This window comes from Xanthomonas sp. NCPPB 3569, from assembly GCF_041475645.2.
GTDB lineage: Bacteria > Pseudomonadota > Gammaproteobacteria > Xanthomonadales > Xanthomonadaceae > Xanthomonas > Xanthomonas phaseoli.
Genome location: NZ_CM192969.1, coordinates 305,650 through 321,576, shown reverse-complemented (window position 1 = coordinate 321,576; position 15,927 = coordinate 305,650). Strand labels below are relative to the sequence as shown.

Here is a 15,927-nt window from a genome sequence, read left to right as displayed (position 1 = left end):
TAACGGCCGCAGGCGCAGCAGAACGACCAGCAGTTTCTGCCAGCGCGAAGCCGCCTACTTCTCCCGCCGCCAGTTCACCGAGCCCTTGGTCTCGATGGTGCTGGATTCGGCTTCGATATCGAAGCCGCGGCTGAGCAGGTATTTGAGCGTCAGTACCGAGCCGCCGCCGACCATCGACACGCCGTAGCCAACGTAGAGTTTGGGCGAGAGATATTTGCCGAAACCGACGACCGAGCCCAACGTGCTGGATTGACTGACGCCAGCGTCGTCCAGACCGAGCTTGGCGCCGATCTGCGAGGCGATCAGGCTGCTGCCGGCCGACAGTGCGGCCGAGGCGGCGCTGACCTGCTGGGTTTCGTCGCTGCTGGCGGTGGACAGGCCGCGGCCGAGCACCAGGTACGACAGCGCTTCGGATTGCGACATCGCCGGTTCCGACCACACGTCGGCACGCGGCGATTCGGCGCGGCCGCTGACATCGATGCCGGCGGTGACATCGCCGATCTTGCGTTCGGCGCGCAGGCTCACGCGCGGGTCGGAGACGATGTTGTTGTTCCAGGTCAGCTGGCCACGGGTGATGGTCAGGTCCTGGCCATAGGCCTTGTAGCGCCCACGCACATCCAGCCCGCCATTGGCGGTCATTTCGCGGCCCGGGCGCGCGCGGATCTGCATCTGCCCGCTCAGCCCGCCCTTGAGGCCGAAGCCGCTCATGTTGACCTTGTCGCCGAGCACGATCGCCAGGTCCATATCCAAGGGCGATGCGGGCGTCTGTTCCGGGTCCACCGGGTCCAGCACCACCACGTCTTCGGACACCGAGGTGCCACGGTCCAGGCGTTCCAGGTCGATGTCCGCTTCGGGCACGGTGACCTTGCCGCGCAACTGCATGGTGTTGTCGCTAATGCCGAACTGCATGTCCGGATTGGCAATGATGCGCAACTCGCTGGTGTTGTAGGCCAGCACGTTGTCGCCGCGGATATTGAGCAGCAACGGCGTGCTGGTCCCGAACCACGACAACCCGCCATCGACGGTGAGCGTGCCGGGGCCGGACTTGGCCGAGGCGGTGATCTTGGCCGAGCCATCCGGCAGCGCATCGAAGCGGCCCTTGCCCTCGCTCAGCGTCAAACCCATCGACGGATATTCGGCGGTGAAATCGCTCAGAGTGGCGTCGCCGCCGAGCAGTGGCTTGTCGCGGGTGCCGCGTAGGCTCACGTGGCCTTCGACCAGCCCCTTCGGCCGCACCACGTCGGCAATCACCAGCTCCAGCCAGTACAGCCGCGACATATTCAGATACAGCTCGCCGTTGAGCGGCGCGTACGCATCCCAGCCGGTATTGAACTTGGCATCGACAAAGCCGGCGCCCTGGAAGCCGATACCGAGCTTGCCCTGGATCTGTTGCTGGCTGAAATCGGCCTGCACGCTGAATTGGTCGTAGCGCAGCAACTCGCCGCGATTGGGGTTGCCGGCCACTGCGGCGTAGCGGGTTTCGCCCAAACGAATGCCGCCTTCGGGCGAGGCGATGCGCAGGCTGCCTTCCCAGGCGTTGCCGCGCGGCTTGAAGCTACCGTCCAGCGACAGTTCGCCGCGCAGATAGATCTGCCGACCTTCCTGCTTGGGCAGCCACGGCTGCACCAGCGACAGCGGCAATGCGTCGCCGTGCACCACCATGCCCTCACGCGGCCAGTTGGCGCTGGCGCACAGCGCGCCGCCGGTGGCCGCACCCAGGCAGGTGTCGGACAAGGTAAACGCCGCGCCATCGGTGCTGAACTGCGACGGTTGGCGCAGCGCCCAGGCATCGCCCTTGGCTGGGGCAATGCGCAAGGTCGCGAGCTGACCCTGCCACCGCTCGCCGTTGCGACGCACATCGCCCTGCAGGGCGACAGTCGCCATGCTGTTGGCGATGTCCGCGTCCAGCCGCAAGGCCTCCACCGCGCCGCGCGCCTGCACACGCACGCTGTCGAGCACCACACCGGCTTCGATGGCGGTACCTTGCAAGGCCAGTTGGCCATCGCTGCCGCGCCACGGTAGCCGGCCACGCAGGCTGATGCTCTGGGCGCTATAGGTGTCCCAGCGCAGGCCGTTGCCGGCAATGTCGGCGGTGATGTCGGGTGCGTCGCGCGTACCGCTGACCTGCAGCTGCCCACGCACGATGCCGGTGGCACCAGGCAAGACATCGTCCAGCTGCAACGGCTGCAGTTGCGCGGCGATATCGAGCTGGTCGCCCACCTTGCCCTTGGCGGTGATGCGGCTATTGCCCAGCGCCAGTTGCAGCTCGCCTTCGCCCTGTTCGCCGCGCAACGCGAACTTGCCGTTGCCCGACAGCGCGCGTTGACGCAGCTGGCCGGCCAGGCTGGGAATGTCCGCAGTGGCCTCGAACCCCGGCGAGACACCGCCGGCAGGAGCCGGCAATTGCCGCCCCTTGGAGGCGATCTTGCCGGACAGGTTGCCGTTCCAGCCCGGCGCGAAATAGCCCGGGTCGAACTTGGCCAGTTGCGCGCTGACATCCCATTGCAGCTCCGGCGCCCAGGCCACTTCACCGGTGAGATCCAGCGCACCGCCCGGCGTTTTCGCCTGCACCTGCTTGAGCTGTGCACGTTGGTCGTTGCCACGGCTGTCGAAGACCAGCTCGGCCTGCTGGCCATCGCGCTCCAGTGCGGCGTGGCCGATCGCAGCCCAGGCTTTCAAGGTGCCGGCCACGCCCAGGCGTGCGTCTTTCAGCTCCACCGGCACCAGCGGCGCGTCCGGTGTGGCCGGATCCGCGGCCGGAGTGAAGCGCAGGCCGCTGGCGTTGACCGCAAAGCGGAAACTCGGATTCTGGGTATCGCGGAAATCGGCGGTGCCGCGCAGTTGCGTGCGGCCTTCGAAGGTGTCGATCACCAACGGTTCGAAGGTGAGGACCTGCTCGGCCAGGCGGACATGCGAGGGTTGCAGCGTAGCGCTCAGTTCGCCTTGCTTGATGCTGCCGTGCAGATCGGCGTTGCCGCCCTTGCCGGAGGCTTCCAGGTTCAGCGCGATCGGCGTGGCAGGCGGATTGGCTTGCCCCTGCGCGGCCGGAATCAACAGCGAGGTATCCAGCGCCTCGGTCACCGCCTTGAACGCCCAGGTCGGGTCGTCGCGACCGGTGAACACCAGGCTGGCCTGCAGCGGCGCCGGCGCCCGGCCGGCAATGGCCACTTCCATCTTGTCCAGATCCCCGCGGGCCACCAGCCCCAGGCTGGCCGGGGTGCGCCCGCGTGCGGCCGGTAGCACGGCAGTGGCGGTCAGGTCGGCGCGGTAGTCGTCGTTGGGCAGGTAATCGCCGTGCAGGCGGAAGTCGCCCATGTCGGTGTCGATCACCAGATCGCGCGTGCGCAGCTCGCCGGTGGCGACCTCGAGCCCGCCCTGCACGGTGTGCAGCACGATCATCGGCTGCTGCAGCTGGGTGATGCGCAGGTTCTGCACATCGATCTTGTCGGCCTGGATCGCCAGCGGCACGTTGATCTGCGGTAGCGACTCGGGCCAGCTGGGCAGGGTGAACGGTTCCTCGCTCTTGCCCAGGTTCAACGTGGCATTGCTCACTTGCACCGCGTCCAGCTGCAGCTTGCGCCCCAGCAACGGGCGCAGGTCCGGCTCCAGATACACGCGCTCGGCGGTGAAGTGGATGTCCTGATACTTGAAGTCGACATTGCGCAGGGTCAGCGGGCCGGCCACCGGGCCTTCGACGGCGCGGTAGGTAAAGGTGGCGCCCACCGGCAGGCGCGCGGTGACCTGCGCCAGCAACACATCGCGCCCGGCCACGGTCTGCAGCAGCCAGTAGATCGCGATCAAGGCCAGCAGCACCAGCCCGAGCACGGTCAGGCCCGAGCCCACCCAGAAGCGGCGCCGGCGATAGAAGCGTGCGCGGCGCGGCGCGGAGGGCGGCGTGGGCGTGCTCACAGGTTGGCCCCGATATCGATGTAGAGCTGAAACTGCGAGTCGGGGTCGTTCAAGCCATGCGCGATATCCACCCGCACCGGGCCCACCGGCGAGCGCCAACGCAGGCCGAAGCCGACACCGGTATGCCAGTCGGGCCGGTCATCGAAGGCGCTGCCGCCATCGACGAACACCGCGCCGCCCCAGGGGCCGCCCTTGAGGTAATGCTCGTATTCGGCACTGGCGGTGACCACGTTCTTGGCACCCAGCGCGAATTCGTCGGGCTTGGGCGTGCGCGGGCCGACTTCGCGGAACGCATAACCACGGATGCTGTTCGCGCCGCCGGCGAAGAAGCGCAGGCTCGGCGGCATCGCCACCAGGTCGCTGGTCCAGGTGGTGCCACCTTCGCCGCGCAGGATCAACCGGCTGTTGTCGCCGGCGCCCAGGAACCAGCGCAGCTGGCCATACAGCTGGCCGAAGTTGGTGTCCGAGCCGGCACCTTCGGCGCCGCCGCGGATGAACATCTGCGCCGACACGCCGCTGCGCGGAAATAGCCGGTCGTCGACATTGACGTAGTTGGCCTGCAACTGCGGATAGATCAGGGTGGACGTCTCGTACACCGCGCCTTCGAAATCGTCGCCGCTGCTGAAACGCCACCGCTCGCGCAAGGCGTTGATCGAGGCGATCGCGCTCCAGCGCTCGTTGATCTGGCCACTGCGGCTGCCGGTGAGTTTGACGTTGCGCAGGTCGATGTACTCGGTCTGCTCGTCGTACAGCCGCGCCGAGGCGGTGTACCAGCCATCCAGCCACCGGAACGCCGGCACGCGGTAGCTGGTGGTCAGGCTCTTGCGGTTCTGCGCGTAATCCAGCTGCGTGTCCATCTTGTGGCCGCGCGAGTTCACGTAACGCCGCTCCACGCCACCGCGTACACCGGCGCCACTTTCGCTGCCGTAGCTCAAGCCGGCGGTGTAGACCGTGCGCTTGGCGCGGGTAAGTTTGACGTCCACCGGCACGCGGCCTTGGTCGTCTGCCTCTTCGGGCTTGGGCTGGATGTCGATGGTGCTGAAGTAATCCAGCTTGGTCAGCGACTCGCGCAATCGGTCCAGCTTGCCTTCGTGGTAGTAGCTGCCCTCTTCCCAGTACACCAGCGGGTCGAACAGGCCGTCGCGGAAGTAGTCGTAGTCGAAGCGCACCTTGCCCATGTCGTAGCGGCGGCCGCTGTCCCAGTTCAGATCGATGTCGGCCGCATGCTCGGCACGCGTGATCGCAACGCGGCGCTGGGTGAAGTCGGCATCGAAGTAACCACGCTCGGCCAGGCGCCGGGTGATGCGCACCTTGCTGGCTTCGTACTGCGGATGGCTGAAGACCTGGCCCTCGCGCGGCTCGAACTGCTTGAGGTCCTGGCCCAGATAGCGGTCCTGCTCGGCCCAGCCGGTGATGGAGATATGCGAGGTGCGTACCCGCACCGGCTCGCCGCGATCCACCGTGATCACCACGGTCACCTTGTCGCCGGCGCGCGGTGCGGCCAGCGTAATGGTCGGTGAGTAGTAGCCAAACGGCTCCAACGCCTCACGCGTTTGCCGCTCGGCCTGTGCCAACAGATATTCCAGACGCGACTCGCCCTGCTCCTTGCCCACGGCCTCATACAGAGACAGGGAGACCTGGATGTTCTCGATCATCTCGGCGTCGTCGCCGCCATCCAAGCCCTTGATTTCGATCTTGTCGATGGTTGCCCGAGCAACCGCTTGCAGCGGAACGAACAGGGTGCACAGCAAGGAAAGAGCAAACGCGACTTTAAGCATCGTCAAAGGATACCCAGCCTCGGCGTGAAGGGACAAAAAATCTAAGCAAACCCGACTATACGGGGACCGAGTGACGTGGTCACATTCGGCGTGTTGTTAACGTTTCGTTGGCACTGATTGCGAGCGGCCCCCCAATTGCTGCTTGCCCGTTTACCTTGAGAGAGAGGTTCGTTTCATGAAGCGTCGTCTGCTGGTTACCGCCGTATGCACCGCCTTAACGATGCCATCGCTTGCGATGGCGCAGGACCAAGGTGACGTGACCCAATTGGACAAGGTCACCGTGACAGGTTCGTTGATCCCCGCTCCCAGATCGAAACCGCGACCCCGGTGTTTTCGATCACTGCCCAGGACATCCAGCGCCGCGGCTTCAAGGACGTCTACGACGTGCTGCGCTCGCAGCCGATGGCCACTGGCTCCGTGCAGGACAGTCAGTTCAGTGGCGGCTTTACTCCGGGCGCCAAGTCATTGAGCCTGCTCGGGCTGGATCCGGGCTTCACCCTGGTACTCATCGATGGCCGGCCCATGGCCGACTACCCGCTGCTCTACAACGGCCAAAGCAACTTCGTCGATCTGGCCAGCGTGCCGGTCGGCATGGTCGAGCGTATCGATGTGGCGCCCGGCAACCAGTCCTCGATCTACGGTTCCAGCGCCATCGCCGGGGTGGTCAACATCATCCTGAAAAAGCGCATGGACGGCGTGCAGATGAACTACCGCATGGGCACCTACGATGGTGGCGGCGGCAACAACCAGCGCTTTCAGCTCACTGGCGGCAACGAGATCGGCGGCGCCAATATCGTGTGGGGGCTGCAGCTCAATAATCAGGACCCGATCTACGGTTTTCAGCGGCGCGATTTCGATTCCACCAACGACAACCCGGACCCGACCCTGCGCTACGGCTCGCGCATCGCGCTGCACAACACACCGCGCACCTACATCGACCCCGGTGCCGACAACTGCGCCGCGCTGGGCGCGCTGTTCAACGGTTCGGTGCAATACGACAACCGTGCCAACCGTGGCAATTTCTGCAGCAGCCGTGCCGAGCCTGGCTATGCCAGCATCCTCAACAAGGAGCGCAGCGCCAGCGGCTATGCCAACCTGAGCTATGCATTCAACGACAACGCCGAACTGTATTCGACCCTGCTGCTCAACCGCACCAAGGTCGAAGTCAACAGTGGCTCGCAGTTCTGGCAGTCCTCTTCTGACACCGGCGGTCTGTTCTACAACCAGGACAGCCAGCAGCTGGAAAGCTATCAGCGCATCTTTGCGCCGGAAGAAACCGGCAATCTGAATTTCAACAATCAGCGCCAGACCGCCGATTCCTACAACATCGCAATTGGCCTGAAGGGCGGCCTGGGCGCCAGCAACTGGACCTACGACGCCTATTACGCCCGTTCGGAATACCGCATCGACAGTCGCCAGCAATGGCCGCTGGCCGATCGCATCGAAGACTTCTTCCGCGAACAATTCCTTGGCGCACCGCAAGGCGAGTATTACGGCTACCCGATCTACTCGCCCAACGATGCCAACTTCTATCGCGCATTGACGCCGGCGCAGTACCGCAGCTTCAACGACGAAATCCGTACCAAGTCCAGAACCTGGACCCAGAACGTCAACCTGCAGCTGACCAATACCGAATTGTTCAACCTGCCTGCCGGCGCTGTGGGCATCGCCGGCGTGTTGCAGGCAGGCAATCAGTACTGGACCAACCCGACCGACCCGCGCGTCATCGCCGGCGACTTCTACCAGCTGACCGGCACCCAAGGCAGCGGCAAGCGCGACAACTGGGCGGCAGCCTTCGAAACGCGGATCCCGATCCTGAGCACGTTGACCGCCAACCTGTCTGGTCGCTACGACGACTACAAGAACCAGGGAGGCGGTGGGGATTCCAAATTCACCTACAAGGCTGCACTGGAATTCCGCCCGATCGACTCGCTGTTGTTCCGCGGTAACTACGCCACCGCCTTCAAGGCGCCGGACATGGCCTTCAGCTTTGCCGGCGACAGCGGCTTCTTCCAGGGCGTCAACGATTACTACCGTTGCGCGGTGGAAGAACCGGGCGTGCCGATCGCCGATTGCACCTACGCTGGCACCACGATTTCAGGACGCCGCGCCGGCAATCGCGATCTGAAGTCGATCACGGCCAAGTCCTGGGGCGCCGGCGTGGTGTGGTCGCCAAGCGCACGCTTCAGCGTCAATGCCGACTACTACAATATCAAGATCGACCAGAAGGTCAGCGATCTGAGCACCGACAATCTGCTGCAAACCGAATCGGCGTGCCGCCTGGGCAGCCTGGACATCAATTCGCCTACCTGCGTGGACGCGCTTTCGCGGATCGATCGGACCGGGCCCGATGCACCTGTGCCCAATCGCCTGAGTAGCATCCGCATCAATCCGGTGAATATTTCCAACGAGGAAATCTCCGGTGTGCTCACCAAGGCGACGTACAACCTGGCGACCGAATCCTGGGGCCTGTTCGTGTTCGACGCGCAGTACAACGTGACCCTCAAGCACGAAAGCCAGCAATTCCCCCAGGACCCGGTACGCGACCTGCTCAGCGAACCGTTCTTCTCCTCCGAGTTCCGCACCATCGCCAATGCCTCGGTCACCTGGCAGAAGGATGCGTGGACGACCACCTTGTTCGGCCAGCGCTACGGCCGCACCCCGAACTTTCTGTCGCAGCAGAGTACCGACGGCTACGCAGTGGAAGGAGCACGCAAGGTCGGCGCGTGGACCACGTTCAATGCAACGCTGGACTACGCGATCAGCGACGATATCTCGCTGACGGCAACGGTCAACAATATCGCCAATACCCGCCCGCCGCGTGACCGCACCTACACCAGCTACCCGTACTACAACATCTTCAACTACACCGGCTACGGCCGCGCCTACATGCTGGAATTGAACTGGCGCTTCGGCGCGCATTGATTCACAGCACTGTGCATGCGTACCTCCAGCGGCAGCCAACACGGCTGCCGCTGGCGTTTTTGGACTTGCGAGGCAGCTGCGGCAGTGTTGCCCGCCTGCAGGCCAGAGCGTGCAGTGATGGCGTTGCGCAAGCAGACCCGGCTGGCGCAACCGCCGTCCATCGGGGCGAGTGCTTCGGTGCGCATCGAACTGGAGGCCGATGAAACGTGCTCGCAGCGCGCCTGGTGCGCCGCCCAAGACCTAATGGCCGCTGTCAATGCACGCCAGCATCGAGCAGACCTGCCTGCGACAACGCCTGCCGCAAAGGCTCCAGCTGGACTGCATAGCGGCGCCATTCCTCCACGTTGCGGCTGTGCACGCCCTCGCGCACCTGCACGCTGCTCAGCGTGGCAGACGCTGCGGCATTGCGCGTGATGTCGATCTGCCCCGGCTCGACGTCCAGCCCGCAATGTGCCATCAGCTGCTGCAGCATTGTGGAGGGATCGCGCACCATCTGCGCGTAGTCCACATCGATCACCCGGCCCGGCAATGCCGCGCGCCATTGCGCCATCAAACCGTGATACGCCTGATAGTGACGTGCCAACGTGTGCAGGTCGTAGCTGTAGGCATACGAATCGCCGAACAGCGCGCGGTAATTGGAAAAACATACCGCCATCGGCTCGCGCACCAGGTGCACGATCGGCGCGCCCGGCAGTGCGCGCGCAATCGCGCCGATCGCCACCGCATTGGCCGGCAATTTATCGATATACCAGCGCGCCGATCCGGCACGCCACTGGGTCTGTTGCAGATATCGCGCACCAATCTGTGCGTAATCCAGCGTGGGCAGCGCCTGCAGCAACTGCGCGTCGAGCAGACTGCGGCCGGCCTGGTCGGCGCCCCAGCGCAACTGATGACCGAAGTCGTTCAACTCGCCGGCCGACACGATCTGCGAATGATTGCCCAGCATGCGCTCCAGCACCGTGGTGCCCGAACGCGGCAGGCCGAGCACGAAAATCGGCTGCGGACCTTGTCCGTTACCAGCCTGCTGCGCTGCGAACACGCCCCGCGCAGCCAACGCACCCAGTTGCGCATACAGCGCGGCTTCGGCATCGGCATCGTGGCGCAGACGTGCATGCATTACGGCATTGCCGTGCTGCAGCGCGTCCCAGGCTGCAGCGGTGTCGCCAAGGTCTTCCAGCTCCTTGTACAACGCAAACGCCAGCCCGGCACGATCTTCACTGTCGGGTCTGGCGAGCTGCAACTGCTGACGTAATGGCGCGACATGGTTGCTGCCGGGGGTCTGACGGCGCAGCCGCGCACGCGTGAGCGCTGCACGGCCGTAGCCGGGCGACAGCGCCAGGGTCTGCTCCAACGCCTGCGCGGCGTCATCCAGGCGACCGTTGAACTGCAGTTGCACCGCAAGAAAAAAACGGAAGTCCGGGCCATCGAATCCGCAAGTCTGCGCGCGCTGCATCATCGCCAATGCCTCGACGTGTTCGCCCAGGGATTGGTGCACGTGGGCAAGCAAGGCCAAGGTCGCGCCGTCGCGGCACTGCATCACCGAGGGATGCCGCAGCAGCGCATGCAGCACGTGATGTTCGCCCACGCGCAACAAGGCCTGCGCCACACGGCAACGCATCGCCACGTCGTCACCCACATCGCGGGCGGCCAGCTGCAGCTGAGTCACTGCGTCGCGCATGCGGCCGTTGGCCAACACGGTGCCGGCCAGCAACACGCGTGCAGCCACATGCGTCGGTTCGGCCTCCAGCAGCGCCTGCAGTGCAGACGCTGCCACGCCCAGGTCGCGCCGCGCCAACGCAGCCCGGGCGGTCTGCCAGTGCAGCGCGCCCGCCGGCCTGGACATCAGCTGGACAGATGCTCGATGGCGGCCACGCTGCCGAGACGCTCGCCGAGCTTCTTGAGCAGCGCCAGGCGGTTGGCACGCAGCTGCGGGTCGTCGGCATTGACCATCACGCTGTCGAAGAACGCATCCACCTGCGGACGCAGGCGTGCCAGGCGTGCGAGCACGGCGACATAGTCGTGACGATGCAAGGCATCGCCGGTGTCGCCAATGGCTGCTTCCACCGCTTCGGCCAGCGCTTCTTCGGCCGGTTCGCGCAGCAAGGTCGTGTCGATGTCGCCGGGGATCTCGCCCTCGACCTTGCGCAGGATATTGCGGATGCGCTTGTTCGCTGCGGCCAGCGCTTCGGCCTCGGGCAGCTGGGCGAAGATGCCGATGGCGTCGATGCGGCGGTCGAAGTCGTAGAGGGACCCAAGGGTCGCGCCCAGGTGCGCTCCTACGCCGTGCGGTGAAGGGGCGCCTTCGGGCGCGGCGGAAAACAAGGCTGCGACGGCATTGAAGTGCGTGGCAGGGACGCCTTTATCTGCGTAGTAGCCGCGTAGGCGATCGAGGATGAAGTCGAAGATTTCGTCCGCGGTTTCGTGGTCATTTGCCATGTGACCGCCCCCAACCTGTACCTCTGCAACTTTGACACCCTTACCTTCGGCAACGGCGGCGTCAGCTTGTTGCTTGGCTGCCTTGGTAAACAAGATCGCAGTACTGGAAGAATGGACAGCGGCAGCCAGTGCGCCGCGCACATCGAGATCAAACCCACTCTCGATGATGGTCCGCGCCAACCCCAGCGCATTCCGCCGCAACGCAAACGGATCCTTGTTGCCGGTCGGCTTCAACCCCGCCGCAAAGCCACCGGCCAAGGTATCCAGCCGCTCGGCAATCGCCAGCACCTTGCCCGACGGCGAGAGCGCGATGTCGTCGCCGGCGAACCGCGGCTGGTAGGCCTCGTCGATGGCCAACGAAATTTCGCTGGGCTCGCCGGCGGCCTTGGCGTAATGGCGCCCGGCAATGCCCTGCAATTCCGGGAATTCGTTGACCATGCGCGATTGCAGGTCGTTCTTGGCCAGTTCCGCAGCGCGACGCGCCTGCACCGGGTCGGCACCGACCTGCGGTGCGATCGCCTCGGCCAGCGCCGCCACGCGCGCGACCTTGTCGGCCACGCTGCCCAGCTTGGCCTGATACGTGACGCTGGACAGGCCTTCGCCCATCGCCTGTAGGCCCTGCTTGAGGTCTTCGTCGAAGAAGAACTTGGCGTCGGCAAAGCGCGGGCGGATGACGCGCTCGTAGCCCTTGGCCACTTCGGCCACGTCCTTGGATTGGATGTTGGCGATGCCGATGAACTGCTCGGTGAGCTTGCCGCCGTCATCCAGCACCGGGAAGAATTTCTGGTTGATCTCCATGGTTTCGATCAACGCTTCCTGCGGCACCGCCAGGAAATCGCGTTCGAAACTGCACAGCACTGCCGCCGGCCATTCGACCAGGTTGACCACCTGCTCCAGGTTGTCGTCGCTGATGCGTGCGCTGCCGCCGGCCTGCGTGGCGGCCGCCTGCACTTCGTCGACGATGCGGGCACGGCGTGCGTCCGGATCCACCAGCACATGTGCGCTGCGCAGCGCATCGATGTACTCGCCGGGCGCCGCCAGCAACACCGCGCCCTCATGCATGAAGCGATGCCCGCGTGTGATGCGGTCGCCGCGCACGCCCAGCAATTCGGCCGGAATCACTTCGCTGCCGAACAACAGCACCAGCCACTGCACCGGCCGTGCAAAGGCATATTCGTGCGCGCCCCAGCGCATCGGCTTGGGGATCGGCATCGCGGCGATGGCCTCGCGCAGGATCTCCGGTAGCAAGTCGGCCGTGCGCGCGCCCGGCGTCACCGCGCGATGCACGAAGCGCTCGCCCTTGGCGTCGCTGGTGCGCTCCAGCGCGGTCCAGTTGATCCCGGCCTTGGCGGCGAAACCGGCCAGCGCCTTGGTCGGCTTGCCCTCGGCGTCGAGGGCGATGTTGAGATACGGCCCCAGCACTTCGGAGCGCTGCTCCGGCTGCTCGGTGGCCACACCCGGCAGCAATACCGCCAGACGACGCGGGGTGGACAGCGGCTTGGCATCGCCGCGGGTGATGGCAACGCCGCGCTTTTCCAGACCGCTCAGCACGCCATCGAAAAAGGCCTGCGCCAGGCCCGGCAGCGCCTTGACCGGCAGCTCTTCGGTACCCAGTTCGATCAGCAGGGGAAAGTGTTCGCTCATGTCAGGTGGACCTTGCTTGTTCCTTCTGCCGTCAACGGACGAAGGTGACTGGAGGATGTGCTTCTCCCGCTGGCGGGAGAAGGTGGCGCGCAGCGCCGGATGAGGGTGGTGCCAGGTCGGATGGCGGACCGCCCCCATCCGCCCTGCGGGCACCTTCCCCCGCATGCGGGGGAAGGGCATTGCATCAGCAAGGCGCCGGCATCAGCGTTTGACACCAGGAAACCCCAGCTTCTCGCGCTGCGCGTAGTACGCCTGCGCCACGCCCTGGGCCAGCGCCCGCACGCGCAGGATGTAGCGCTGGCGTTCGGTGACGCTGATCGCGCGGCGCGCATCCAGCAGGTTGAAGGCATGGCTGGCCTTGGTGACCTGCTCGTACGCCGGCAGCGGCAGGCCGACCTCGACCAGGTGCTTGGCTTCGGCTTCGCAGGCGTCGAAGCGATGGAACAGCTCGGCCACGTTGGCGTGTTCGAAGTTGTAGGTGCTCTGCTCCACCTCGTTCTGGTGGTACACATCGCCGTAGGTCACTGCGGCGCCGTCCGGGCCGTAGGTCCACACCAGCTCGTAGACGTTGTCGCAGCTTTGCAGGTACATGCACAGCCGTTCCAGCCCGTAGGTGATCTCGCCCAGCACCGGCTTGCACTCCAGCCCGCCGGCCTGCTGGAAGTAGGTGAACTGGGTGACTTCCATGCCGTTGAGCCAGACCTCCCAGCCCAGGCCCCAGGCGCCGAGCGTGGGCGATTCCCAGTTGTCTTCGACAAAGCGCAGGTCGTGCACCAACGGGTCGATGCCCAGTGCCTTCAACGAGCCCAGGTACAGGTCCTGGATGTTGTCCGGGTTGGGCTTCATCGCCACCTGGTACTGGTAATAACGCTGCAGGCGATTGGGGTTTTCGCCGTAGCGGCCATCGGTGGGGCGGCGCGAGGGCTGCACGTAGGCGGCATTCCACGGCTCCGGTCCCAGCGCGCGCAGGAAGGTGGCCGGGTGGAACGTGCCCGCACCCACTTCCAGGTCCAGCGGCTGGATCAGCACGCAGCCTTGCTCGGCCCAGTACTGGTTGAGGGTCTGGATCAGGCCCTGGAAAGTGATTGGAACGCGCCGGGAATCGGACATGCAGCAAGGGCCGTACGGGAGGGGTGCGCTAGTATACCGGCCGACCCGCGGCGCTTTGCCGCGCAGCACCGCTGCTGGGGAAGAACACGCATGGAACAGCGGCGCACCGCCGATCCGGACAACGCCGTGGCACTGCTGCCGCGCGGCCGGCTGATGTTCGACCCGGTGGCCGCGGCCCTGCTGGCCGACGGCATGGTGGTACCGCACGAACACGAGCGCGTGCAGTTCTCCGCTGGCGGCGCGCGCACCGCCAGCGATGTGCATCCGCTGGTGCTGCTGGCCAATCTGAAATTGCATGCCGCCCAGCCGCCGGCCGGCGAGCTGGGCCTGGAACGGCTGACCGAATGGCTGGCCACCCGCACCGGGCTGCGCTATCTGCGCATCGACCCCACCCGCATCGATGTGGCCGCGGTCACCGGCGTGGTCTCGCATGCGTATGCGCGACGCCATCGCATCCTGCCGCTGGCGCTGGATGCCGAGCGCGTGCTGATCGCCACCAGCGAGCCGCTGGCGCTGGAGTGGCTGGCCGACGTGCAGCACTTGAGCCGGCGCCGTATCGAGCTGGCGCTGATCAACCCGCTGGACCTGCATCGCTACACGATGGAGTTCTTCGGCGTGACCCAATCGGTGCGCGGCGCGCGCAGCGATGCGCGCAGCACCGAACCCAATGCCGGCCTGCCCAGCTTCGAACAGCTGGTGGAACTGGGCCGTGCCGGCGACGTCAATGCCGACGATCACCACATCGTGCATATCGTCGACTGGCTGCTGCAGTACGCCTACGAACAGCGGGCCAGCGACATCCATCTGGAACCGCGGCGCGAGGCCGGGCGCATGCGCTTCCGCATCGACGGGGTGCTGCACAAGGTGCTGGAAGTGCCGCCGTCGGTGATGACCGCAGTGGTCAGCCGCATCAAGGTGCTCGGGCGTATGGATCTGGCCGAACGCCGCCGCCCGCAGGACGGCCGCATCAAGACCCGCTCGCCGGGCGGGCGCGAGGTGGAAATGCGCCTGTCCACGATGCCCACCGCGTTCGGCGAAAAGTGCGTGATGCGCATCTTCGACCCGGATTCGGCGTTCAAGAGCATCGAGCAGCTCGGTTTCAGCCCCGAAGAAGCCGCCGGCTGGAGCGCGCTGGTCGAGCGACCGCACGGCATCGTGCTGGTCACCGGCCCCACCGGCTCGGGCAAGACCACCACGCTGTATTCCACGCTCAAGCGCCTGGCCACGCCGGACGTGAACGTGTGCAGCGTGGAAGACCCGATCGAGATGATCGCGCCGGAATTCAACCAGATGCAGGTGCAGCAGAACATCGACCTGGATTTCGCCAGCGGCGTGCGCACGCTGCTGCGCCAGGACCCGGACATCATCATGATCGGCGAAATCCGCGACCTGGAAACCGCACAGATGGCGGTGCAGGCTTCGCTCACCGGGCACCTGGTGCTGTCCACGCTGCACACCAACGATGCGGCGTCGGCGATCACCCGCCTGCTCGATCTGGGCGTGCCGCATTACCTGGTGGCCTCCACCCTCAACGGCGTACTGGCGCAGCGGCTGGTGCGCACGTTGTGCGTGCACTGCAAGCGCCCGCACACGCTCAGCGACGCCGACTGGGCGGCGATTCGCGAGCCGGGCGAAGCGCTGCCGGAGACGCTTAACGTGCACGCGCCGGTCGGTTGCCTGGAATGCCGCCGCACCGGTTACCTGGGCCGGGTGGGCCTGTACGAACTGCTGCCGGTCACCCCGCGCCTGCGTACCCTGATCCGTCCAGACACCGAACTAGCCAGCTTCAGCCAGGCGGCCCGCGGCGAAGGCCTGCGCACGCTGCGCCGCACCGGCCTGGAGAAGGTCGCCGCCGGGCTGACCACCATCGAGGAAGTGCTGTCGGTGCTGCCGCCGCGGGAGTAAGCGAATCCTCCGTGCTGGTGAGCACGCCGCTTGGGCGTGGTTGGCGGGCGGCACGCGCGTGCATGATCGGGGGGATTCTCGCGGCCGCAAGGCATCGAGGGTCGGGGATTGCGTAGAAAATTTTTTGCGCACGGTGGGACCGATCCCTGCCGATCGCCCATTCGCTCAGGCACGTTGTCGGTGGGCACGCACGCAGAAACACGTCCGGTTTCCACGCCGT

Annotated in this window: 6 protein-coding genes and 1 pseudogene; 2 read left to right on the top strand and 5 right to left on the bottom strand. The window is 65.6% G+C overall.

The window, feature by feature from the left end; translation table 11 throughout:
- Window positions 1-54: 54 nt before the first annotated feature.
- Both ACCQ03_RS01230 and ACCQ03_RS01225 read right to left on the bottom strand, forming a co-directional pair.
- Complete coding sequence (locus ACCQ03_RS01230) at window positions 55-3,909, bottom strand: translocation/assembly module TamB domain-containing protein (protein ID WP_209227724.1); 3,855 nt, start codon at window positions 3,907-3,909, stop codon at window positions 55-57.
- A complete protein-coding gene (locus ACCQ03_RS01225; RefSeq protein WP_017156060.1) occupies window positions 3,906-5,687 on the bottom strand; it encodes an autotransporter assembly complex protein TamA in 1,782 nt (593 codons plus the stop codon). The genes ACCQ03_RS01230 and ACCQ03_RS01225 overlap by 4 nt, the downstream gene beginning before the upstream one ends.
- 235 nt (window positions 5,688-5,922) lie before the next feature.
- On the opposite strand from ACCQ03_RS01225, the pseudogene ACCQ03_RS01220 reads away from it, so the two are divergent.
- Window positions 5,923-8,612 (top strand): annotated as a pseudogene (locus ACCQ03_RS01220) (TonB-dependent receptor plug domain-containing protein).
- A gap of 253 nt (window positions 8,613-8,865) precedes the next feature.
- Here the strand turns inward: ACCQ03_RS01220 and ACCQ03_RS01215 are convergent.
- The 3 genes from ACCQ03_RS01215 to glyQ form a co-directional block, all read right to left on the bottom strand.
- Complete coding sequence (locus tag ACCQ03_RS01215; protein WP_150147350.1) at window positions 8,866-10,455, bottom strand: tetratricopeptide repeat-containing sulfotransferase family protein; 1,590 nt, start codon at window positions 10,453-10,455, stop codon at window positions 8,866-8,868.
- Window positions 10,455-12,692, bottom strand: coding sequence for a glycine--tRNA ligase subunit beta (gene glyS, locus ACCQ03_RS01210; protein ID WP_209227726.1), 2,238 nt, complete (start codon window positions 12,690-12,692; stop codon window positions 10,455-10,457). The genes ACCQ03_RS01215 and glyS overlap by 1 nt, the downstream gene beginning before the upstream one ends.
- Before the next feature lie 201 nt (window positions 12,693-12,893).
- Window positions 12,894-13,802 (bottom strand): glycine--tRNA ligase subunit alpha, encoded by a 909-nt coding sequence (gene glyQ, locus ACCQ03_RS01205; protein ID WP_057679310.1) that lies wholly within the window; start codon window positions 13,800-13,802, stop codon window positions 12,894-12,896.
- Between the two features lie 90 nt (window positions 13,803-13,892).
- Between glyQ and ACCQ03_RS01200 the strand changes: the two genes are divergently transcribed.
- Window positions 13,893-15,707: a GspE/PulE family protein gene (locus ACCQ03_RS01200; protein ID WP_209227728.1), complete on the top strand. Its 1,815-nt coding sequence runs from the start codon at window positions 13,893-13,895 to the stop codon at window positions 15,705-15,707.
- Window positions 15,708-15,927: the final 220 nt, after the last annotated feature.

Coding starts and splice junctions, on each gene's coding strand:
- ACCQ03_RS01225 (WP_017156060.1), bottom strand. CDS start 5,687: ATGCTTAAAGTCGCGTTTGCTCTTTCCTTGCTGTGCACCCTGTTCGTT.
- ACCQ03_RS01215 (WP_150147350.1), bottom strand. CDS start 10,455: ATGTCCAGGCCGGCGGGCGCGCTGCACTGGCAGACCGCCCGGGCTGCG.
- glyS (WP_209227726.1), bottom strand. CDS start 12,692: ATGAGCGAACACTTTCCCCTGCTGATCGAACTGGGTACCGAAGAGCTG.
- glyQ (WP_057679310.1), bottom strand. CDS start 13,802: ATGTCCGATTCCCGGCGCGTTCCAATCACTTTCCAGGGCCTGATCCAG.
- ACCQ03_RS01200 (WP_209227728.1), top strand. CDS start 13,893: ATGGAACAGCGGCGCACCGCCGATCCGGACAACGCCGTGGCACTGCTG.